Consider the following 20,952-nt stretch of genomic DNA (forward strand, 5'->3'; position numbering starts at 1 on the left):
CATCTGCGGAAGCGGGGAGATTTCGTGCGTATTCTTCTGGTCGAGGACAATCAGGCGCTGGCCGAGGGGCTGTCGACGATCCTGCGCGGCAGCGGTTATGCGGTCGATGCGGTTGCCGACGGCGCTTCGGCGGAAGCAGTCGCCGCCGCCGAAACCTATGACCTCGTCATCCTCGACCTGAACCTGCCGGAAATGGACGGGCTCGATGTGCTGCGCGCCATGCGGGCCAGGGCGAACAAGGCCGCTGTGATGATCCTGACCGCCCGCGGCACGCCCGAGGAGCGGGTGAAGGGGCTCGATCTCGGCGCCGACGACTATATGATCAAGCCTTTCGACATTTCGGAATTCGAGGCGCGCATCCGCGTGCTGCTGCGCCGCCAGGCGGGCCTCAGAAGCTCGATCGTCAACTACGGCGGCGTCACCTTCGACCTGAATTCACGAACCTTTTCGAGCCAGGGTGTGACCCTCGACCTCCCCGCACGCGAGGTGGCGCTTCTGGAACTGCTCTTCCTGCGCGCTGGCAAGGTGGTCTCCAAGGACGCGATCATGGCATCGCTGACCGGCTTCGACGACGATCTGTCCGCCAATGCCATCGAGCAATATGTAAGCCGCCTGCGCCGGCGTCTCGCCCCGCACGGACTCACGGTGAAGACCGCTCGCGGCATCGGGTATTATCTCGAAACCACGGCGCCGACCGCATGACATCCGGCTCTCACGGCGCCCAGCCGATCCCGCCGATCGCCGCCTATTCCCTGCGCCGCCGGCTGCTCGCATGGCTTCTCGCCTCGACGGCGGTGATCGGCACGATCGCCATGGCCGACACCTGGGACGAAGCGATCGATACGGCGAACGAGGTGTCCGACCGTGTGTTGGCCGGTTCCGCGCTGGCGATCGCCGAGCGGGTCATCGTCGCCGAAGACGGCACGCTGGAAGTCGACATTCCCTATGTGGCCCTGGAAATGCTGACCTCGGCAGCCCAGGACCGCGTCTTCTACCGCGTCGACGGGCCGCCCGGAAAATTCATCACCGGCTACCAGACGCTGCCGTCGATCCCGCGCCGGGAAGGTCAGGCGGCCGCCTTCGAGAATGCCACGTTCCGCGGCGAGCCGATCCGCGTGGCCGCCCTTGCGCGCTCCGCCTCGACCGGCATCAATTCCGTGCCCTTTACAGTGACAGTTGCGGAAACCACAATCGCCCGCCAGCAACTGACCCAGACGATCCTGATCCGCTCGGCGCTGCGCCTGCTGTTCATGATCGTCGGCGCCGCGATCATCGTCTGGGTAGCGGTGACGCTGTCGCTCCGGCCGCTGTATCGATTCAGCGAAGCGATCGCCGAACGCAGCCCGGATGATCTTCACCCGATCAGCGAGCGGGTGCCGAACGAGGTGCAGGGACTTGTCGACACGGTCAATTCCTTCATGGTGCGGCTGGAAAGCGCGCTTGAAGCATTACGTCATTTCACCGGCAATGCCAGCCATCAGCTGCGCACGCCGCTCGCCATCATCCGCACCCAGCTGGCGCTCGCCGACCGCGCCACGGAACTTGGCGAGGTGAAGGAGGCTGCCCGCAAGGCGGACGAGGCAGTCGCGGATGCCGAGCGCATTATTGCCCAGCTTCTCCTGATGGCGAAGATCGATGCGGCCACGCGATCGGCTTCGATGCAACGCGTCGACCTGACCGCGTTGGCGCGCGGGGCGACGGCCGACAATGTGCCGCTGGGCGCCGATGCCGGTATCGATCTCGGTTTCGAGGGGGAGGGGGAAATCATGATCTCTGCCGAGCCGCTGCTGATCGGCGAACTGATGAAGAACCTGATCGGCAATGCGCTGCTCTATGCGGGAAACGGCGCCGAGGTGACGGTTCGCGTCAAGTCGGAAGACGGTGCCGCTGTGCTCGAGGTCGAGGACGACGGTCCCGGCATTCCGCCGGAAAAACGGGATTCGGTGCTCAAGCGCTTCGATCGCGGCGATCGCTCGGATAAGCTCGGCACCGGCCTCGGCCTGCCGATCGTCGAGGAGATCGCCCGCCTGCACGGGGCGACGATGATCCTCGCGGACGGTCGCGAGGGGAAGGGTCTGAAGGTCGAGATACGGTTTCCTATAGCCGGCTAATCTTTGCGCGGCGTCAACGCGAGGCAATTGCCCCTCATCCCCCTGCCGGGACCTTCTCCCCGTTTGGACGGGGAGAAGAGGTTTGTGGCACTGTCGGAGATCCAGCCTCCTTCGCCCCGCGTGCGGGGAGAAGGTCCCGGCAGGGGGATGAGGGGCTTGAAGGCCGGAAGAACCCGCGTACCTATTCCTGATGCACCTTCACTCCACTGATCCAGGTGCTCTTCATTCCAAGGTCATCAGTCAACAACACGAAATCCGCATCGAAGCCGGGCTTCAGCGCCCCCTTGCGGTCGGAAAGGTAAGCGGCTTCCGCCGGATAGGTGGATGCCATGCGCAACGCCTCCTCGACCGGCAGGTCGAGCGCCTCGTGCGCAAACCGGACCGATGAGATCATGTCGATATCGGCGCCGGCCAGTGTGCCGTCGGCGAGCGTCAGGCGCCCGTCCTGGCGCAGGATCTCGCGGCCGTTCAGCGTAAAGCTCTTCATGTCCGTGCCGATGGTCGACATCGCGTCGGTGACGATGAAGATCTTGCCGGGTCCGTTCTTGGCCCGCAGCGCGACGCCCATCGCAGCCGGATGCACATGGATGCCGTCGGCGATGATCCCGACATAGAGCGAGCCGATATCGAGTGCGGCGCCGACAACACCCGGCTGGCGGTGGCCGAGCGGGCTCATGGCGTTGAACAGATGGGTAACGGTGCGAACGCCGGCCTCCGCATAGGCCTTGGCGGTCTCATAAGTCGTGTCGGTATGGCCGAGGCTCACCATGAAGCCGGCCTGCGCCAGCCGTGCCGCCTGCTCCACCGTCACGTTTTCCGGCGCGATGGTGATCATCATCGCATCGAACACTCCTTTGCAGGAGAGCATCAGTTCGATGTCCTTCTCCTCCATCGGCCGGATCAGGTTCGGGTCATGCGCACCCTTGCGCGCGATCGAAAGATGCGGGCCTTCGAGATGCAGGCCCAGGAAACCTGGCACGCCTTCGGCCTTCGCCTGCTTGCCGGCCTCGACCGTCCTGGACGTGATCTCGTAGTTGTCGGTGATCAACGTCGGCAGGAGTGCCGTCGTACCGAACTTTGCATGCGCGGCGCAGATCTGCCTGATACCCGTGACCGTCGGCTCCTCATTCAACAACACGCCGCCGCCGCCATTCACCTGCATGTCGATGAAGCCGGGAACGATCAGCCCGCCTCCGGTTTCGACCCGCTCGATGCCTTCCGGCAGCTCGGCCGTGGATTGGATCGCCTCGACCTTGCCATTCGCAAAAACGAGCGCAGCATCCTCATGCCAGAAGGTGCCGTCGAAGATGCGGGCTCCGGTAATGGCTTTGGATGTGCTCATAGCGTCTCGGTCACCTTCTTGAGTGCGACAGGCGCATCCGGATTGAAGCCCTTGGCGCGCGACCAGGCTTCGACGAAACCGTAGAAAGGCAAGATGAGCGTCAGCGCGTCGGTGATCGGATGGCCGGTCGCGACGAAGGGCAGCCTGCGGTCGGCCTTGACCTTGTCGGAGGTCGCAAACGCGAGCGCGCCCTTGGCCGCCAGGCTATCGGCGATCTCGATCGCCGAAGCTTCCGCGGCATCGCGTGCCGCGAAGGTGACGACCGGAAAACGCTTTTCGACAAGCGCCACCGGACCATGCAGCACTTCCGCAGCCGAATAGGCCTCGGCATGCATGTTGGAAGTTTCCTTGAACTTCAGCGCGGCTTCGCTGGCGATCGCCAATGCCGGGCCGCGGCCGAGCATGTAGAGCGATTCCGCATCGCCGAGTTCGTTTGCAAGCGCGCTCCAATCGAGCTTGACGGCCTTTTCGAAATGCTCCGGCAGGTCGCGGATGGCGGCTTTCAGCGCCTCGTCGCCGACCCACTCCGACAGCAGCGCAAGGCCTGCGACGATCGAGTTGACGAAGGATTTGGTTGCTGCGACGGCGAGTTCGGGTCCGGCATTGATGTTGATCGCATAAGCGGAAGCGCTGGCGATCGGCGAGGGGAGCGTATTGGTGAGCGCCACGGTGACGGCGCCGGCCTTGGTCGCGGCTTCCGCCATCGCGACGATATCCGGGCTCTTGCCGGATTGGGAAATGGCGATTGCCGCACCGCCGTCGAGCTTCAGCCTGGCGCCGTAGATCGAGGCAAGCGACGGACCGAGGGAAGCCACCGGCCGGCCGGCGGTGAGTTCGACGGCATACTTGATAAAGGTTGCCGCATGGTCGGACGAGCCGCGTGCAATAGTGATCAGGAAGGCCGGGTCCTTTTCGCGCAGCGCGCGGCCGGCTGCGGCAAGCTCGGTCGCCGAACCGTCGAGCAGGCGGGCCGCCGCTTCCGGAATCTCGTCGATTTCTTTGCGCATGTTCGTCATATTGGTCAGCATAACATCGTCCTCGAAGGTCAATTTTCGCCGAGCGAGAGCTCGGCCACGAAATCATAGGCGTCGCCGCGATAGAGCGAACGGGTCAGCTCCACCACACGGCCGGATGCGAGATAGGAAACCCGCTCGATCGAAAGCCCGGCGGAACCGACCGGCACGGCCAGCAGCCCGGCATCCGGGTTCTTCATATTGCAGGCCGATATCCGCTGTATGGCGCGCACCGGCCGGGCATCCTTTTTTCCGAGCTCCGCATAGAGCGAATTGGTCACCACCGAAGGATCGGGCAGAAAATTGGCCGAAATGCTGGCGCGTTCGATCGCAAGCGGCATGTCGTTGCCGAGGCGCAGGCGCCCGAGCCGCGCAACCTTTTCTCCTGGCGCAAGACCAAGCATCATCATCTCCTCGGGGGAAGGGTGGAAAAGCCCGCGCTCCAGCCATTCGGATCGCGTCACCAGCCCGCGTCGCGCCATGTCCTCGGTAAACGAGGTAAGCCGGGTCAGCGGCTGCTCGACCCGCGACATCGGCTTGACCACGAACGTGCCGGACCCATGCCTGCGGGTGAGCAGCCCGTCCTTGACGAGATCGTCGACGGCCTTGCGCACCGTGACCCGGCTGACATTGGCGTAGTCGGCAAGATCGCGCTCTGCCGGCAGGGCGTCGCCATGGCCGAGCTTGCCGCTGCGGATCGCATCTTCGAGACTCTGGCGCAGTTTTCGGTAAAGCGGCCCGGTTCCGGCCGATTGCAGGCCGTCGAGCGGCAGGATGGCGGCGAGCATCTGGTTCATGCGCGAAGCTCCGCCCGCGCACCATAGGTCTTGACCGCAAGCGCCACCGCGCCGGTCAGCGCATCGGCGAGCGGTTCGGAAAGTCGGGCGCGATGCCGCTCGGCCAGATATTCGGGATACAAGGGGGCAAGACCGCCGAGCAGGCAGAGCCGGCCTTTCGTCCCGGTGATCCCGTTTACAGCGTCGAGCGCCTCGTCGATGCCGGCAGCCCCGGTCTTGAGGATGCGGATCGCCGCCGCATCGCCCTTTTGCGCGAACTCGAACACTTTAGGCGTATGACGCCCGAAATCTCCGGGTTTCGCCAATCGGGCGAAATCGACCACCTTTTCCGGATTGTTGTCGAAATCGGCGAGGATGGCCTTCGACAGGCCTGTCATCGGATGGATGTTGTCGTAGGCGAGCAGGCTTTCCTGCAGTGCGAGCTGGCCGAGCCGTGCGCCGCTGCCGAGATCGCTCACCTGGAAACCCCAGCCGGCGACCGAGTGAAGCCGGCCCTGGTGCCGGGCGATATAGACCGTCCCGGTGCCGACGATGCCGATCGCCCCGTCCGCGTCGCCGATCGCGCCCTGAAGCGCGATCACGCCATCGGAAACGATGTCCGATTGCCTGAAAGGCAGCCGTGCCTGCACATAACTCACCGCATCGCCGACATTGTTGCCAGCAAGGCCGAGGACGGCCGAGGTGGTGGAGAGATCAGGTTCGATCCCCGCTTCCGCAAAAGCAAGGCTGGACGCTTCGGTAATGTGTTTCAGGGCGGTATCGGGGTCGGTCAGGATATTGGAGGCGCCGCTCTTGCCGCGGCCGAGAATCCTGCCGTTTTTGTCGGCCAGGGCCGCACGGCAACTTGTTCCGCCGCCATCGATTCCGATAAAATAATCCGCCATGGGTACCTCCGGGGTAAATAATACCAAAAAAGTACCAATAACCAAGCGTGATTTCAAAAATCCCAAGCAACAGGTTTCATATATTTGAAAATATTGCCATATTTCCCCTATGTTTGGCAGAAATTATCGATCCATTCATAAAAGTTAATTTTCCTTCTGGACAATTGGTATTTTTTTGGCATCATTTTGGTTAGAGGGAGAAGCCGGATGAGCAGAACTGCCACCGAAGCGAGACATGGGAAAGCGGAAGGGCTCGATACGCTCGCATCCGCCGACATCCTTGCGCTTCTCGCGTCCGGCCAGCAGGCGGCAGCCAAGGCTGTCGACCATGCCATTCCCGCGATCGCCAAGGCCGCAGACCTCGTCGCTGTCGCTCTCAAGTCCGGCGGCAAGGTGGTCTATGCTGGGGCCGGCAGTGCTGGTCTCGTGGCGATGGCCGACGCCATGGAACTGCCCGGGACTTACGGCGTCCCGCCTGAACGGATCGCCATCCTGTTTGCCGGCGGTGTTCCCAACATAGCTGACCTGCCCGGCGGTCCCGAAGACGATGCGTCGCTCGGCGAGCGTGATGCCGATATCATCGAGGCGGCCGATTGCGTCATCTGTGTTTCCGCCAGCGGTTCGACACCCTATACGGTGGCGGTGGCCGAAACCGCGAAACGCCGCAGCGCAAAACTCGTGGCCATCGCCAACAATGCCGGCGCAAGGCTGTTCGAGGGCGCCGATGCGGCGATCCTGCTCGAAACGCCACCGGAAGTCGTCGCCGGTTCCACCCGCATGGGTGCCGGCACGGCCCAGAAGATTGCCTTCAACATGCTGTCGACGCTTGCCGCCGTCAAACTCGGCCATGTGCATGACGGCCATATGATCAATCTGCGCGCCGATAACGGCAAGCTGCGCATACGCGCCGCCCGCATGGTGGCCGATATCGCCGGCATCGGTTTCGACGAGGCTCGTGCCTGGGTCGAGGTGGCCGAGGGTTCTGTCAAGGTCGCGGTCCTGCTCGCAGCCGGCGCGACCGATGTGGAAGCCGCAAAGACTTTGCTTGCCCGTTCGGACGGTGTGCTGCGCGCAGCGCTCGCCGAATTGCAGGCGTCCAAGAGTTCCATGAAACGCGCCTGAAAGGCGCATATAAAAGGGAGAACATCATGACACGCATATTGAAAAGCATTCTTTTTGCCACGACCGTACTCGCACCGGCGGGCCTTGCCGCCACCGGGGCATCCGCGCAGACCGCTAACCTCACCATCGAGAGTTGGCGCAATGACGACCTGCCGATCTGGCAGAAGAAGATCATCCCCGCCTTCGAAGCCAAGAACCCGGGCATCAAGGTGACCTTCGCCCCGATGGCGCCGACCGAATATAATTCGGCCGTCAACGCCAAGCTCGACGCCGGCACCGCTGGCGATCTCATCACCTGCCGTCCGTTCGATCTGTCGCTCGCCATGTTCCAGAAGGGGCAGCTCGCCTCGCTGAACGACCTGCCGGGCATTTCCAACTTCTCCGACGTCGGCAAGTCCGCCTGGAGCACTGACGACGGCAAGACCACGTTCTGCGTGCCGATGGCTTCCGTCATCCACGGCTTCATCTACAACAAGAAGGCCTTCACGGATGTGGGCGTCCAGATCCCGAAGACCGAGGACGAGTTCTTCGCAGTCCTCGAGAAGTTCAAAAAGGATGGCAAATACATCCCGCTCGCCATGGGCACCAAGGACCAGTGGGAAGCGGCGACCATGGGCTATTACAATATCGGCCCGAACTACTGGAAGGGCGAGGACGGCCGCAAGGCACTGATCGCAGGCAAGGAAAAGCTGACCGACGCCGACTGGGTCGAGCCCTACAAGGCGCTCGCCAAGTGGAAGCCTTATCTCGGCGACGGTTTCGAAGCCCAGACCTATCCGGACAGCCAGAACCTCTTCACGCTCGGACGCGCCGCCATCTATCCGGCCGGTTCCTGGGAAATCGCTCCGTTCAAGGCGCAGGCCGATTTCGAGATGGGCGCCTTCCCGCCGCCGGTGAAGAAGGCAGGCGATACCTGCTACATTTCCGACCATAACGACATCGGCATCGGCCTCAACGCCAAGGGCAAGAACCTCGAAGCCGCCAAGAAATTCCTTTCCTGGGTCGCTTCGCCGGAATTTGCCGATCTCTATGCCAACGCAGCACCAGGCTTCTTCAGCCTGAACTCGACGCCGGTGAAGATGCAGGACGCGCTTGCCCAGGAGTTCGTCTCCTGGCGCCAGAACTGCAAGCAGACGATCCGCCCGAGCGCTGCCGTCGTCGGCCGCGGCCAGCCGAACCTCGACCTAGAAATGTGGCGTGTCTCGGCCAACGTGATCAACGGTACCCAGACCCCGGAACAGGCCGCTGCCGAAACCCAGAAGGGTCTCGACAGCTGGTACAAGCCGGCGAAGTAAGCCTCCGCCTCTGGCGATCGAAGACTGCCCCTCACCCTCACCCTAATCCTCTCCCCGCTTGCGGGGAGAGGGGACTTGCCCCACCATGCCTTTGAAGCACGGAAACGGTGCGGCATATCCCTTCTCCCCGTCGAGACGGGGAGAAGGTGGCGGCAGCCGGATGAGGGGCTCCTTCGTAATTCAGTTCAAGATTCTAACCCGGAACCCAAACCCATGAGCGATACCGAAATTGCCGATATCGAAACGGTTCCGGTGAAGCGCCCCACCCGCTGGCACATCGCCGTTTTCCTGGCTCCGGCCTTCCTCGTCTATACGGCGGTGATGATCCTGCCGCTGATCGAGACGTTGCGTCTGTCGCTCTTCAACATCGTCGAGGGCCAGCTCGCCTTCGTCGGCCTCAGCAATTTCAAGGTGCTGTTCGGCGATCCGCGCCTGTCCGCCGATTTCTGGAACGCGCTGCGCAACAACGTCATCTTCTTCATCATCCACATGCTGGTGCAGAACCCGGTCGGCATCGCGATTGCCGCCATGCTGTCGCTGCCCGGCCTGCGGTTCGCGGCCTTCTACCGTTCGGCGATCTTCGTGCCGACGCTGCTTTCCTTCGTTATCGTCGGTTTCATCTGGAAGCTCATCCTGTCGCCGATCTGGGGCATCGCACCGAGCCTGATGGATCTCGTCGGCCTGAAATGGGCCTTTGCGCCCTGGCTAGGCAAGGCGGAAACCGCGCTCATCGCCGTCTCGCTGATTTCCGTCTGGCAATATGTCGGCATCCCGATGATGCTGATCTATGCGGCGCTGCTCAACATTCCCGACGAGGTGCTGGAAGCTGCCGAATGTGACGGCATTACCGGCTGGAGCCAATTCTGGAAGATCAAGCTGCCGCTCATCCTGCCGTCGATCGGCATCGTCTCGGTGCTGACCTTCGTCGGCAATTTCAACGCCTTCGACCTGGTCTACACCGTCCAGGGTGCGCTTGCCGGTCCCAACGGCTCGACCGACATTCTCGGCACGTTGCTTTACCGCACCTTCTTCGGTTTCCAGAACCAGATGGGAGACCGTTCCATGGGTGCCACCATCGCCGCGGTGATGTTCCTGATCATCCTCGCCGGTGTCGCGCTCTATCTTTTCGTCATCCAGCGGCGCATGCGCCGCTACCAGTTCTGAAGGAGCGCCAGATATGTCGAAAGCCCGCTCCGCCCCTGTCCGTGCCGCGTTTATCCACCTGGCGCTGATCGCCTATACGCTGGTGGCGCTGTTTCCGGTGTTCCTGACGCTGGTCAATTCGTTCAAGAGCCGCAGCGCGATCTTCAGCCAGCCAATGGCCCTGCCGACACCTTCGACCTTCAGTTTGATCGGTTACCAGACGGTGCTGCAACAGGGCGATTTCGTCGGTTATTTCCAGAATAGCCTGATCGTCACCGTCGCCTCGATCGCGCTCGTCCTGCTGTTCGGCGCCATGGCCGCCTTCGCGCTGTCCGAATACCGGTTCCGCGGCAACACGCTGATGGGGCTCTATCTCGCCCTCGGCATCATGATCCCGATAAGGTTGGGCACGGTGGCGATCCTGCAGGGCATGGTCGCCGCCGGCCTCGTCAACACGCTGACCTCGCTCATCCTGGTCTACACGGCTCAAGGGCTGCCGCTGGCGATCTTCATCCTGTCGGAATTCATGCGCACCGTTTCGGATGACCTGAAGAGCGCCGGCCGTATCGACGGCTTGTCCGAATATGCGATCTTCTTCCGCCTGGTGCTGCCGCTGGTGCGCCCCGCCATGGCGACGGTCGCGGTCTTCACCATGATCCCGATCTGGAACGACCTCTGGTTCCCGCTGATCTTGGCGCCAGGCGAATCGACCAAGACAGTGACCTTGGGCGCTCAGATGTTCATCGGCCAGTTCGTCACCAACTGGAACGCCGTGCTCTCGGCCCTGTCGCTGGCAATCCTGCCGGTCATGGTTCTGTACGTCATCTTCTCGCGGCAGCTGATCCGCGGGATTACGTCTGGGGCGGTGAAGTGATGGGTTTGAAATCCACAGAACCGTCGCTCCCCCTCATCCGCCCTTCGGGCACCTCCCCGAGGGGAGAAGAGGGTGGTGCGGCGAGGTCTCCGATCTTCCTCTCCCCTTGGGGAGAGGGTGGCCGAGCGAAGCGGAGGCCGGGTGAGGGGGCGATCCGGCACGCTGTCTCAAACAAGGAGACAAACACATGAATTCCACCCGCCCCATCCGCGTCCTCGTCGCCGGGCTCGGCAATATGGGTAGGAGCCACGCGCTCGCCTACCACGACAATCCGGGCTTCGAGATCGTCGGCCTCGTCAACCGCTCGCGGCGCGACCTGCCGGCCGGGCTCGAGGCCTATCCGATGTTTTCCGATTTCGAGCAGGCACTGCGCGAGACGAAGCCCGATCTCTGTTCGATCAACACCTATTCCGATACCCACGCCGACTATGCGGTCATGGCTTTCGAGGCCGGCTGCGACGTGTTCGTCGAAAAGCCGCTGGCGACCACTGTAGCCGATGCCGAACGCGTCGTGGCGGCGGCGAAAAAGCACGGCCGCAAACTCGTGGTCGGTTACATCCTCCGCCACCATCCCTCCTGGATGCGGTTGATCGCCGAAGCGCGAAAGCTTGGGCCCCCCTACGTCTTCCGCATGAATCTCAACCAGCAGTCCTCGGGGTCCAAGTGGGACGTCCACAAGGCGCTGATGCAGACCACCCCGCCGATCGTCGATTGCGGCGTCCATTATGTCGATGTCTGGTGCCAGATCACCGATGCGAAGGCCGTCGAAGTGCGTGGCATGGGCCTGCGGATGACCGACGAGGTCGCGCCGGACATGTACAATTACGGCCATATGCAGGTTCTGTTCGAGGACGGTTCGGTCGGCTGGTACGAGGCCGGCTGGGGACCGATGATGTCGGAAATGGCCTTCTTCGTGAAGGACGTGATGTCCCCGAAGGGGTCGGTGTCCATCCTCGTCGATGCCAAGGCGAAGTCCGACGATATCGATACCCACACCAAGACCTCGGTCATCCGCGTCCACTCGGCCGAGACCGGCCCGGACGGCCAGTTCGTCCGACGCGACGAGGACCTCGCCATGACCGGCGAGCCGGATCATCAGAAACTCTGCGATCTCGAACAGGCCTATGTGCTGAAAGCGATCCGCGAAGATATCGATCTCACTCGGCACATGGAAGACGCCGTCCAGTCGCTGCGCATCTGCCTTGCGGCGGACGAAAGCGTGCGCACCGGCGCACCCGTCCGCCTCTAGAAGTACGGTTTGTAAGGAAAACGCCCTTGGGTTCGCTTCAACTGAAATCCATCCGCAAGGCCTTCGGTCCTCACGAGGTACTGAAGGGCATCGATCTCGAGGTTCAGGACGGCGAGTTCGTGATCTTCGTCGGCCCGTCCGGCTGCGGCAAGTCCACGCTGCTCAGGGTCATCGCCGGCCTTGAGGATGCGACCAGCGGCAGCGTCAGGATCGATGGCGCGGAAGTCATCAATACACCGCCCGCCAAGCGTGGCATCGCAATGGTGTTCCAGTCCTACGCGCTTTACCCGCATCTGACGGTCAAGGACAATATGGGCCTCGGCCTCAAGCAGGCCGGTACCGAAAAGGCCGAGATCGACACCCGCGTCGCCAAGGCGTCCGGCATGCTGTCGCTCGATCCCTATCTCGCCCGCCGCCCGGCGGAACTTTCCGGCGGCCAGCGCCAGCGCGTCGCGATCGGCCGCGCCATCGTGCGCGAACCGAAACTCTTCCTGTTCGACGAACCGCTGTCGAACCTCGATGCGGCGCTGCGCGTCCAGACCCGCCTGGAAATCGCCGGCCTGCACCGGCGGCTCAAGGCGACGATGATCTACGTCACCCACGACCAGGTCGAAGCGATGACGCTGGCCGACAAGATCGTCGTGCTGAATGCCGGTGCGATCGAGCAGATCGGCTCGCCGATGGAACTCTATAACAAGCCGGCCAATGTCTTCGTTGCCGGTTTCATCGGCTCGCCGCAGATGAATTTCATCCCCGCCGAAAAGCTCAGCCAAATCGGCGCCAAGACGATCGGCGTCCGGCCCGAACACATCGCCCTCTCCCGCGAAAGCGGCGACTGGAAGGGCAAGGTCATCCATGTCGAACATCTCGGCGCCGACACGATCGTCTACCTGGAAACGGAGGCGACCGGCCTTCTGACCGTCCGCCTGTTCGGCGAACATGCCTATGCGCCCGACGACGTGGTGTTCGCGACACCGGACAGGGCGAGCCTGCACCGGTTCGACGCCAACGACCGCGCGATCGCCTGAAGGGCTTCATTCATTCGCAATTCCGGACGGAAAACCGCTCCACACTTTTCCTGGAATTGCTTAGTCGCCGCTTGCGAGCAGCTTGGCGCCGCCGGCTGCCTGGACGGCGCGGCTGCCGAACCGGATGCCGGCCCTCAGGCAGGCTTCATCCGATGCCTCGTTCAGCCAGGCATCGATAAAGCCGGCATTAAAGGCGTCGCCGGCGCCGGTCGTGTCGATCACCGGCACGGTCTCCGCTGGCGCATGCAGCATCCGGCCGTTCGACATCGCCCAAGCGCCCTTGGCACCGCCCTTCAGCAGGACCAGCGGAAAGGCCGGCGACAGCTTGGCAAGCGCGGCTTCAGGATCGGCCGAACCGGTGATCGCTTCCGCCTCTTCCAGATTGGGAAGGAAGAGATCGACGCCCTCGCAGGCGCGCAGCAGGCCGTGGTCATAGATCAGCGTTGCGTCCCAGCTCGGATCGAGCGAAACGGTGAGGCCCTTTTCCTTGGCGCGGGAAACGAGGTCCGGGATCTCGTGCAGCGTCGCATATTCGGCGATGTGCAGGTGGCGCGCTTCGTCCCAGTCGAGCGCGGTGTCGAGTGTCTCGGGCAGGGCAGGCCCGGCGCGGCGGGTGAGGAAGGCGCGGTCCTGGCCGACCACGGCCGCGACCGTCACCTGCGGTCCGGCATCGTCCGCATGTTCGATGAACCGCAGGTCGACGCCGCTGTCGCGGATCTGCTCCTCGACGCCCGTCGATAGCGAATCCGTGCCGAGCCGGGCGGCAAGCGCCACCTTGCGGCCCGCATGGGCAAGATGGGCGGCCGCGATGAAGGCGCCGCCGCCGGCGGCGATCTCCATGCCGCTGGCATAAATCTCACGCCCGAGTACCGGCAGGTGGCCGAGGCCCGTGAAAATCAGGTCGCAATAGATCCGCCCGATGCTGAGCACCGCGGATCTTTTCTCTGCATGCGTCATCATGAACGGCCCAGAAATCTCTCTGTGCTGGCATCGAAGAGGTAGAGGTCGCCGGGAGCGGCTTCGCAGGTGAGCGTGCTTCCGACAGTCGGCACGAATTTTTCGCGCACGGTGGCGATGATTGGGGTGTCGGCTACGTCCAGATGCACCAGCGTTTCCGGTCCCAACGGCTCGACGGCCGAGACCGTTCCGGTCACCGTGAAGCCGCTTCCACCGGTAACGGTCGCATGGGCAATCAGGTCATGCGGGCGCACGCCGATCAGGATATCGCCAACAGGCGCCATTACCGCACCCGAAGCGGTGCGACGGCCGCGCACGAGGTTCATCGACGGGCTGCCGATGAAGCGGGCGGTGAATACGTCGACCGGGCTGTCATAGAGTTCCGAAGGCGTGCCGACCTGCAGGATCACGCCGTCCTTCATCACCACGATACGGTCGGCCATGGTCATGGCCTCGATCTGGTCGTGGGTGACGTAGACGGTCGTGGTCTTCAGCTTTTGATGCAGCCGCTTGATTTCGATGCGCATCTGCGCACGAAGTTGGGCGTCGAGGTTGGAAAGGGGCTCGTCGAACAGGAAGGCTGAAGGGTCGCGTACCATGGCGCGGCCGATCGCGACGCGCTGACGCTGCCCGCCGGAAAGGGCGGCGGGCCGGCGGTCGAGCAGGGCTTCGAGGCCGAGTATCTTGCCGGCCGCCTCGATCCGCTTGTCCTTCTCAGCCTTGTCGAGCTTCGAGGTATATAGCCCGAAACCGATGTTCTGGCGCACGGTCATATGCGGATAGATCGCATAGTTCTGGAACACCATGGCGATGTTCCGCTGTTTCGGCTCGCGCTCGTTGACCACTTCCGAGCCGATCTTCAGCGTGCCGCCGGAGATTTCCTCAAGGCCGGCGATCATGCGCAGCGTCGTCGACTTGCCGCAGCCGGACGGGCCGACGAAGACGACGAATTCGCCGTCGGCAATCTGGAGGTCGATGCCCTTGACGGCCTCGACCTTGCCGTAGCGCTTCACCAGTTTTTCAAGTTCGATCGTCGCCATCAGCGGGCTCCCGTCAGGGCGGTGAATTTCTGGTTCAGTTCTGCGGCTGCCTTCGCCTCATGGTCCGCAGCCTTCTTGGCTTCGGCTTCGAAGGCGGCAAGCTTGTCGCGATAGGCAGCGATTGCAGCCTTCATGGGCTCAGGGGCGGGACCGCCGAAACGGGCGCGCACGGCGACGAAATGTTCGGGCGAAACGATCTCCTTGAACTTCTGGAGATCGACGGACGGCTTGCGACCGGCCGAATGTTCGAAAGCCTTGAGGAAGGGCTCGTAGCCGTCATTCGGAAGGTCGCCCTTCGACGCGACGACGCTCCTTGCCGTCGCTGCGGCAATCTCATGCGCCTCGCGGAACGAAAGCCCTTCGATGCGCACCAGCGAATCGGCAAGCTCGGTAATGGTGATGCAGGACCGGCGGATATTCTGGTCGACACGCTCCGGATCGATACTGATCTGGGCGATCAGCGCGGCGAGCAGGTCGAGCACGCGGGAGGCGGAGGCGAAGGCCTCGTAGCCCATGCTTTGAGTCTCGCCTTCGCTGTCGTTCATGTCGGTGAAGGGCGTGTTGTGCATCACGTCGAGCACCGTGCGGGCGCGGCCCATCGTCTGGCTGGCGAGATGGCGCAGATGCTCGATCGGCACCGGATTGCGCTTCTGCGGCATGATCGAGGAGATCTGCACCAGCGCGTTCGGCACGTAGATCTGGCCGACTTCGAAGCTCGTCCAGAACTGGAAATCCTGGATCAGGCGGCCGAGATGCAGGAACATCAACTCGATCGCCGAATAGGTCGAGGTCGTGTAGTCGACCGAGGCGATGCAGCTGTAGGAATTGCGAAGCGGTGCCGAGAAGCCGAGGAGGTGGGCCACGYGGGCGCGGTCGATCGGAAAACCGGACGTCGTGATCGCCGCCGCCCCCATGGGTGAAAGATCAACGATCTTGCGGGCTTCGGCAAACCGCTCGATATCGCGGATCAGAATTTCGATCGCGGCCGACAAGTAGTGGCCGAACGTCGTCGGCTGGGCCGGCTGGCCATGCGTATAGGCGACGATCAGGGTCGTCTTGTTGCGCTCGGCGGCATCGACCATCGCGGCCAGCAGCAGCCTAGCCTTGCCCATCAGCGCATCGATCTTGTCCTTCAGCCCGAGCTTGAAGAGCGTGTGGTCGATGTCGTTACGCGACCGGGCGGTGTGCAGGCGTCCGGCAATGTCGACGCCGATGCGGGCCTTCAGCTCCTTCTCGATCAGGAAGAAGAAGTCCTCGACCTCGCCGGTATAGACGAGCGTCGACGGATCGATTTCCGTGTCGATCGCCTCCAATGCGCCGGCAATCTTGGACGCGATTTCCTTGTCGAGGATTCCGGTCTCGACCAGCATCACGAGATGCGCCCGGTCGATTCGGCGGAAACCGTCCACATGGTGGCTCTTGGCGCCGTCGAAGAGCGGCCGGAGCACGGTTTCCTTGTAGACCGGATCGGGGAATTTGCTGGTGTCGGAAAGGCGCGGGTTGATGTCCGCCATGGCTTTATCCTTGCATTATCCCTTTAGGCCCGCCAGCATCACACCGCGGACGATGTAGCGCTGCAGGACGAGGAAGACGAGAAGCGTGGGAAGGGTGGCGATCGCCGCACCCGTCATGATCATTTCCCACTGGATGGATTGCTCGACCGCAAAGCTCGAAAGCCCGACCGGCAGCGTATAGAGTTCCTTGCTGGTGGTGACGATCAGCGGCCAGAAGAACGCCGTCCAGTTGCCGAGGAAGGTGAAGATCGCAAGCGCCGAAAGCGCCGGCGTCACCAGCGGCAGCGCCACTTTCCACCAGATCTGGAATTCGTTGAGCCCGTCGACGCGCGCCGCCTCGATGAAGTCGTTCGGTACGGTTTCGAAGAACTGCTTCATCAGGAAGGTGCCGAAGGCGGTCATCATGCCGGGAAACATGATACCCCAGTAGCTGTCCAGCCAGCCGAGCTGGCTCGACATCAGGTACCACGGGATGACCAGCATCTCGGTCGGGATCATCAGCGTCGAAAGGATCGCCAGGAAGATGAAATAACGGCCGCGGAACTCGAATTTCGCCAGCGTATAGCCGACAAGGCTGTCGAAGAAGCAGTTCGACAGGGTGACGATGACTGCGATCAGCGTCGAATTGAAGAACCAGCGCATGAACCGCCCGTCGGCGAGCACCGAGATATAGTTCGCAAGCGTCGGCGCGGCGGGAATGAGGCGCAGGTCGTAGATCTGGTCGGGGGTCTTCAGCGAGGTCGAAAACATGAAGGCGATCGGCGACACCATGATCAGGCCGCCGATGAACAGGATGGTCCAGGTGACGATCAGGCCGGGACGGACCTTGCCGTGGCTGAGGCGCGTGGCTTCGCTCATTTCTTTTCCCTCAGTATCCAGAGCTGCAGCAGCGATACGATCAAGAGGATGGTGAACAGCACCACCGTCTGCGCCGCGGCATAACCCATCGCATAGGAGTTGAAGGCGGTCTGGTAGATCATCAGAACCAGCGGCTTGGTCGATCCGAGCGGTCCGCCGGGATCGTTGGTGGTCATGTTGTAGACCTGGTCGAAGATGCGCAGGAAGCCGATCGACGAGAACACCACGAGGAAGACGGTGGTGGGCTTCAGAAGCGGCAGGGTGATCTTGCGCAGGATCGCCCATTCGCCGAGACCGTCGATGCGCGCGGCTTCGTAGAACGTGCCCGGAATGGCACGCAGACCGGCCATGAAGATGATGATCTGGAAGCCGAGGCCGGCCCAGATCGCCGTCACCATGATCGAGAACAGCGCTTGGTCGGTCGAGCGGATGAACGGCTGCTGCGGAATGCCGAGCATGCTGAACACGTCGTTGATGACGCCGATCGGCGGCGGCTGGTAGAACCAGCGCCAGACCCAGGCCATCGCCGCAGCCGTCGTCAGGAACGGCAGGAAATACAGCGCCCGGATGAAACTGTGCATGAAACGGACACGATCGAGAAAGAAGGCGATCGTAAACGCGGTGACGAGACTGATCGGCGTGCCGATGATCAGGTAGGTGAACGTGTTCTTGAACACCTTCAAGAACTGCGGGTCCTTGAAGAGCTTGATATAGTTGGCGAACCCGATGAATTTCGCCGGCCGCAGCAGGTCCCAGTTGGTAAACGACAGGTAGAAAGCCTGGAACGTCGGATAAAAGCGGATGATTGCGTAGAAGAGGATCGGCAGGGCAAGGAAACTCCAGACCCAGACGAGGCGCCGCGTTCGCATGGAAAAGCGGTCGCCAAAGGATGTCCCTGGAGATCCGCCGGGGCGGCCGGACGCCGCCCCCTGCTGTTCAATCGCTGCCATGACCGGCTCCGTATCTTACGGCTTGGCCGCGTCGATGATTTCCTGCTCGGCGGCGGCTGCCTGTTTGATCGAGTCCTCGACCGACTGACCTTGCAGGAGCACGCGGTTTGCCATGTCGATGGCGTTCTGGCGCTGGCCCTGCTCATCCATGAACAGCGTGGTGTGAGCGTATTCCAGACCCTTCAGGAACGGTGCGTAGATCGGGTCCTTCAGGTTGGTTTCGGTCAACGCTGCGGAACGGAGCGCCGGCAGTTCGCCGACGGTCCTCAGCCAGATGTCCATGGCCGCCGGCGAGGTGATGTAGGCCAGGAATTTCTTCGACGCTTCGAGCTTCTCGCCCTTCGCCTTGGCGCTGATGCCGTTGGCGAAATAGCTGGCATAGTTGGATCGCACGCCTTGAGCATTGGCCGGCAGTTCGGTCACGCCCCATTCGAAGTCCTTGATGCTCTTGAAGGCGCCGAGGCGGAAGGTGCCGTCGATGGTCATGCCGGCCTTGCCGCCGCGGAACGCCGCCTGGCCTTCGTCCATGAAGCCGGCGGCGCCGATCTTCTTTTCGAGCTGCAGGCTGGTGTAGAACTTCAACGCCTTGATGCCGGCTTCGCTGTTATAGGCAACCTTCTGGTCGTTGTCCGTATAGGGCACGCCGCCGAACTGGCGGATCAGCACTTCACGCCACCACTGGTGGTCCTGGCCGGCCATGTCGAGTGTCGAACCTTCGACGATGAGGTTGCCGGAAGCGTCGCGCTTGGCGATCTTCTGCGCGGCGGCGACATATTCGTCGAGCGTCTTCGGCGGGCTGTTCGGGTCGAGGCCGGCCTCGGTGAAGAGCTTCTTGTTGTAGAACAGGGCGAGCGAGCGCACGGCGGTCGGCAGGCCGTAATAATCGTCGCCGCGCTTCATCGCCTTGACGATCGGGAAGAACTCGCTTTCGATCTTGGCTTGCGGGAAGGCATCCTTCGGAAGCGGAGCGAGGAGGCCGCCGGCGACGAACTTGTCGAGCCAGCCATAGAACAGCTGCATGACGTCGGGACCATTGCCGGCCATGTTGGCGGCGATCACACGCGTCTGGTAGTCGGCATAGGGGAAGGTGACCTGCTTGACCGTGATGCCCGGATTGGCCTTCTGGAACTCGGTGATGAGCTGGTCCATCGCCTTCACACGCGTCTCGAAGACATACTGCCAGTATTCGATTTCGACCGCCTGGGCGGCATTAAATGCGAATGTGCTGAAACCGGCGACGAGACCGGCGAACAAAGTTGCCTTGCGCATGTGAGCCTCCATTTGCCCCGCCGGGTGCTCCGGTCTTGGGGTCTGATTGTTCCCTGCATTCGGATGCGACCTGCAGCCCGACGCGTTTATTGGTTTTCGGGAGGCGAGCCTCCCTTTGACGTGCTGCGGCGCTTTGCCCCAGCCCTGCCCCTTACGGTTTCCTGAGCGGGGTCGTTTGTCAATAAGATAATTTACTTGAATTATTCTATTGCAGCATGTCGCTTCCCGGCGTTATGAATTCTGCCAACCGAAGGTGGGCGAAATGACCATACACACGATCGGCACGCACCCGGTGGCTATCGGCAAGAACCCTGAACGCAGCCGTGAGCACAACCGTCGCGTCGTGCTGGATGTGGTGCGCCGCCACGGTTCGCTCGGCCGCGCCCATATTGCAAAGCTGACGCAACTGACGCCCCAGGCCGTTGCCAATATCGTCGACGAACTGGCGGGAGAGGGGCTGCTGATGGAAATGGGCCGGCTGAAATCCGGCCGCGGCCAGCCGCCTATCCAGTTCGCTGTCAATCCCGAGGGCGGCGCCACCATCGGCGTCGAAATCGCCGCCGACCATATGGTGACGGTGGCGCTCGACCTGTCTGGCGGACTTCGGGCAAAGCGCATCACGCCGCTCAAGGATACCACTCCCGGGCATATCCTTTCCGCATTTGCCGCGGAGCTTGCCGCCGTCACCGAACTGGTCGGTGCAAAGCTGCTCGGCACCGGCGTCGTCATGCCCGGTCCTTTCGAGATCGACGGCATGACCTCGGTCGGCCCGACGACGCTGCCGGGTTGGGCGGGGCTCGACGCCGCCCAGGCGCTCAGTGAAGCCTGCGGCCATACGGTGATCGTCGAAAACGACGCGACGGCGGCGGCCGTCGGCGAGCGGCTGTTCGGCGCAGGCCTGGCGATCTCCAATTTCTGTATGATCTATTTCGGTGTCGGTATCGGCCTCGGCATCATCCAGGACGGCGCGCCCTATCGCGGCGCCTTCGGCAATGCCGGCGAGATCGGCCATGTCACCGTCGTGCCGAAGGGCAGGCCCTGCCCCTCCTGCGGCCAACTCGGCTGCCTGGAAGGTTATGTTTCCGCCTATGTGTTGAAGGAAAAGCTGAGTTGCGTCGGTATTTCCGACACCGAGTTTTCCGATCTCGAGACGCTGCACGCGGATCGCCATCCGGTCGTCGAGGAATGGATCGACGAGGCGGCGACCTATCTCGGCCCGATGGTCGCCATGCTCGAAAACATCCTCGACCCACAGACCGTCATCCTCGGTGGAGCGCTGCCGGATGCGATCATCGAGGACATCGTCGCTCGCATGGGCAACCTGCCGACCTCGGTCGCCAGCCGCAGGCAGCGCGACCTGCCCCGCGTGCTGCGCGGYCAGACGGGACAATTGACGGCAGCGCTCGGCGCCGCCGCCCTTCCGCTTTTCGACATGGTGACGCCCAAGCTTGAAACCTCGCTTGCCGCGCTTGCCGATATTCCCGCATGACATATTGAGGAGAGTTT

19 protein-coding genes are annotated in these 20,952 nt (G+C 62.7%); 9 read left to right on the plus strand and 10 right to left on the minus strand.

Annotated features, from left to right (window positions below; all coding sequences use genetic code 11):
* Nucleotides 1-24: 24 nt before the first annotated feature.
* Both AC1D3C_RS19900 and AC1D3C_RS19905 read left to right on the plus strand, forming a co-directional pair.
* The gene (locus AC1D3C_RS19900) at nucleotides 25-702 is read left to right on the plus strand and encodes a response regulator transcription factor (RefSeq protein WP_037080098.1); all 678 of its coding nucleotides are present in this window, start codon (nucleotides 25-27) and stop codon (nucleotides 700-702) included.
* Nucleotides 699-2,111, plus strand: a complete 1,413-nt coding sequence (locus tag AC1D3C_RS19905; RefSeq protein WP_477484060.1) for a sensor histidine kinase — start codon at nucleotides 699-701, stop codon at nucleotides 2,109-2,111. Before AC1D3C_RS19900 ends, AC1D3C_RS19905 begins: the two co-directional genes overlap by 4 nt.
* 181 nt (nucleotides 2,112-2,292) lie before the next feature.
* Here the strand turns inward: AC1D3C_RS19905 and nagA are convergent, their stop codons facing one another.
* Genes nagA through AC1D3C_RS19925 form a run of 4 tightly spaced genes read right to left on the minus strand, consistent with a single transcriptional unit; the run spans nucleotide 2,293 to nucleotide 6,147 of the window.
* A complete protein-coding gene (gene nagA, locus AC1D3C_RS19910) occupies nucleotides 2,293-3,453 on the minus strand; it encodes an N-acetylglucosamine-6-phosphate deacetylase (RefSeq protein WP_477484061.1) in 1,161 nt (386 codons plus the stop codon).
* Nucleotides 3,450-4,481: an SIS domain-containing protein gene (locus AC1D3C_RS19915; RefSeq protein WP_477484062.1), complete on the minus strand. Its 1,032-nt coding sequence runs from the start codon at nucleotides 4,479-4,481 to the stop codon at nucleotides 3,450-3,452. The genes nagA and AC1D3C_RS19915 overlap by 4 nt, the downstream gene beginning before the upstream one ends.
* A 17-nt stretch (nucleotides 4,482-4,498) precedes the next feature.
* Nucleotides 4,499-5,263: a GntR family transcriptional regulator gene (locus AC1D3C_RS19920; RefSeq protein WP_477484063.1), complete on the minus strand. Its 765-nt coding sequence runs from the start codon at nucleotides 5,261-5,263 to the stop codon at nucleotides 4,499-4,501.
* Complete coding sequence (locus AC1D3C_RS19925; protein ID WP_477484064.1) at nucleotides 5,260-6,147, minus strand: glucosamine kinase nucleotide-binding domain-containing protein; 888 nt, start codon at nucleotides 6,145-6,147, stop codon at nucleotides 5,260-5,262. Before AC1D3C_RS19925 ends, AC1D3C_RS19920 begins: the two co-directional genes overlap by 4 nt.
* Before the next feature lie 207 nt (nucleotides 6,148-6,354).
* Here AC1D3C_RS19925 and AC1D3C_RS19930 point away from each other — a divergent pair, with 207 nt between their 5' ends.
* The 6 genes from AC1D3C_RS19930 to AC1D3C_RS19955 all read left to right on the plus strand — a co-directional run bounded on the left by AC1D3C_RS19930 (nucleotide 6,355) and on the right by AC1D3C_RS19955 (nucleotide 12,858).
* The gene (locus AC1D3C_RS19930; protein ID WP_477484065.1) at nucleotides 6,355-7,269 is read left to right on the plus strand and encodes an N-acetylmuramic acid 6-phosphate etherase; all 915 of its coding nucleotides are present in this window, start codon (nucleotides 6,355-6,357) and stop codon (nucleotides 7,267-7,269) included.
* A gap of 26 nt (nucleotides 7,270-7,295) precedes the next feature.
* Nucleotides 7,296-8,564, plus strand: coding sequence for an ABC transporter substrate-binding protein (locus AC1D3C_RS19935; protein WP_477484066.1), 1,269 nt, complete (start codon nucleotides 7,296-7,298; stop codon nucleotides 8,562-8,564).
* A 213-nt stretch (nucleotides 8,565-8,777) separates the two neighbouring features.
* Nucleotides 8,778-9,728, plus strand: a complete 951-nt coding sequence (locus AC1D3C_RS19940; protein ID WP_038547794.1) for a carbohydrate ABC transporter permease — start codon at nucleotides 8,778-8,780, stop codon at nucleotides 9,726-9,728.
* Between the two features lie 13 nt (nucleotides 9,729-9,741).
* Nucleotides 9,742-10,581, plus strand: a complete 840-nt coding sequence (locus tag AC1D3C_RS19945; protein ID WP_247031937.1) for a carbohydrate ABC transporter permease — start codon at nucleotides 9,742-9,744, stop codon at nucleotides 10,579-10,581.
* A gap of 187 nt (nucleotides 10,582-10,768) precedes the next feature.
* Complete coding sequence (locus AC1D3C_RS19950) at nucleotides 10,769-11,830, plus strand: Gfo/Idh/MocA family protein (protein WP_477484067.1); 1,062 nt, start codon at nucleotides 10,769-10,771, stop codon at nucleotides 11,828-11,830.
* 26 nt (nucleotides 11,831-11,856) lie between these two features.
* Complete coding sequence (locus tag AC1D3C_RS19955; RefSeq protein WP_477484068.1) at nucleotides 11,857-12,858, plus strand: ABC transporter ATP-binding protein; 1,002 nt, start codon at nucleotides 11,857-11,859, stop codon at nucleotides 12,856-12,858.
* Between the two features lie 60 nt (nucleotides 12,859-12,918).
* Here the strand turns inward: AC1D3C_RS19955 and AC1D3C_RS19960 are convergent, their stop codons facing one another.
* Genes AC1D3C_RS19960 through AC1D3C_RS19985 form a run of 6 tightly spaced genes read right to left on the minus strand, consistent with a single transcriptional unit; the run spans nucleotide 12,919 to nucleotide 19,458 of the window.
* A complete protein-coding gene (locus AC1D3C_RS19960) occupies nucleotides 12,919-13,818 on the minus strand; it encodes a carbohydrate kinase family protein (protein ID WP_477484069.1) in 900 nt (299 codons plus the stop codon).
* The gene (locus AC1D3C_RS19965; protein ID WP_477484070.1) at nucleotides 13,815-14,855 is read right to left on the minus strand and encodes an ABC transporter ATP-binding protein; all 1,041 of its coding nucleotides are present in this window, start codon (nucleotides 14,853-14,855) and stop codon (nucleotides 13,815-13,817) included. Before AC1D3C_RS19965 ends, AC1D3C_RS19960 begins: the two co-directional genes overlap by 4 nt.
* A complete protein-coding gene (argH, locus tag AC1D3C_RS19970) occupies nucleotides 14,855-16,369 on the minus strand; it encodes an argininosuccinate lyase (RefSeq protein ID WP_477484071.1) in 1,515 nt (504 codons plus the stop codon). Before argH ends, AC1D3C_RS19965 begins: the two co-directional genes overlap by 1 nt.
* Nucleotides 16,370-16,384: 15 nt before the next feature.
* A complete protein-coding gene (locus AC1D3C_RS19975) occupies nucleotides 16,385-17,227 on the minus strand; it encodes a carbohydrate ABC transporter permease (protein WP_038547810.1) in 843 nt (280 codons plus the stop codon).
* The gene (locus tag AC1D3C_RS19980; RefSeq protein WP_477484072.1) at nucleotides 17,224-18,177 is read right to left on the minus strand and encodes a carbohydrate ABC transporter permease; all 954 of its coding nucleotides are present in this window, start codon (nucleotides 18,175-18,177) and stop codon (nucleotides 17,224-17,226) included. Before AC1D3C_RS19980 ends, AC1D3C_RS19975 begins: the two co-directional genes overlap by 4 nt.
* Nucleotides 18,178-18,192: 15 nt before the next feature.
* Nucleotides 18,193-19,458, minus strand: coding sequence for an extracellular solute-binding protein (locus AC1D3C_RS19985; RefSeq protein WP_477484073.1), 1,266 nt, complete (start codon nucleotides 19,456-19,458; stop codon nucleotides 18,193-18,195).
* 250 nt (nucleotides 19,459-19,708) lie between these two features.
* On the opposite strand from AC1D3C_RS19985, the gene AC1D3C_RS19990 reads away from it, so the two are divergent.
* Entirely contained in the window at nucleotides 19,709-20,935 is a 1,227-nt protein-coding gene (locus tag AC1D3C_RS19990; protein ID WP_038547820.1) for an ROK family protein, read from the plus strand.
* Nucleotides 20,936-20,952 lie beyond the last annotated feature (17 nt).

The sequence above is a fragment of the Neorhizobium sp. P1_A6 genome (assembly GCF_056406795.1).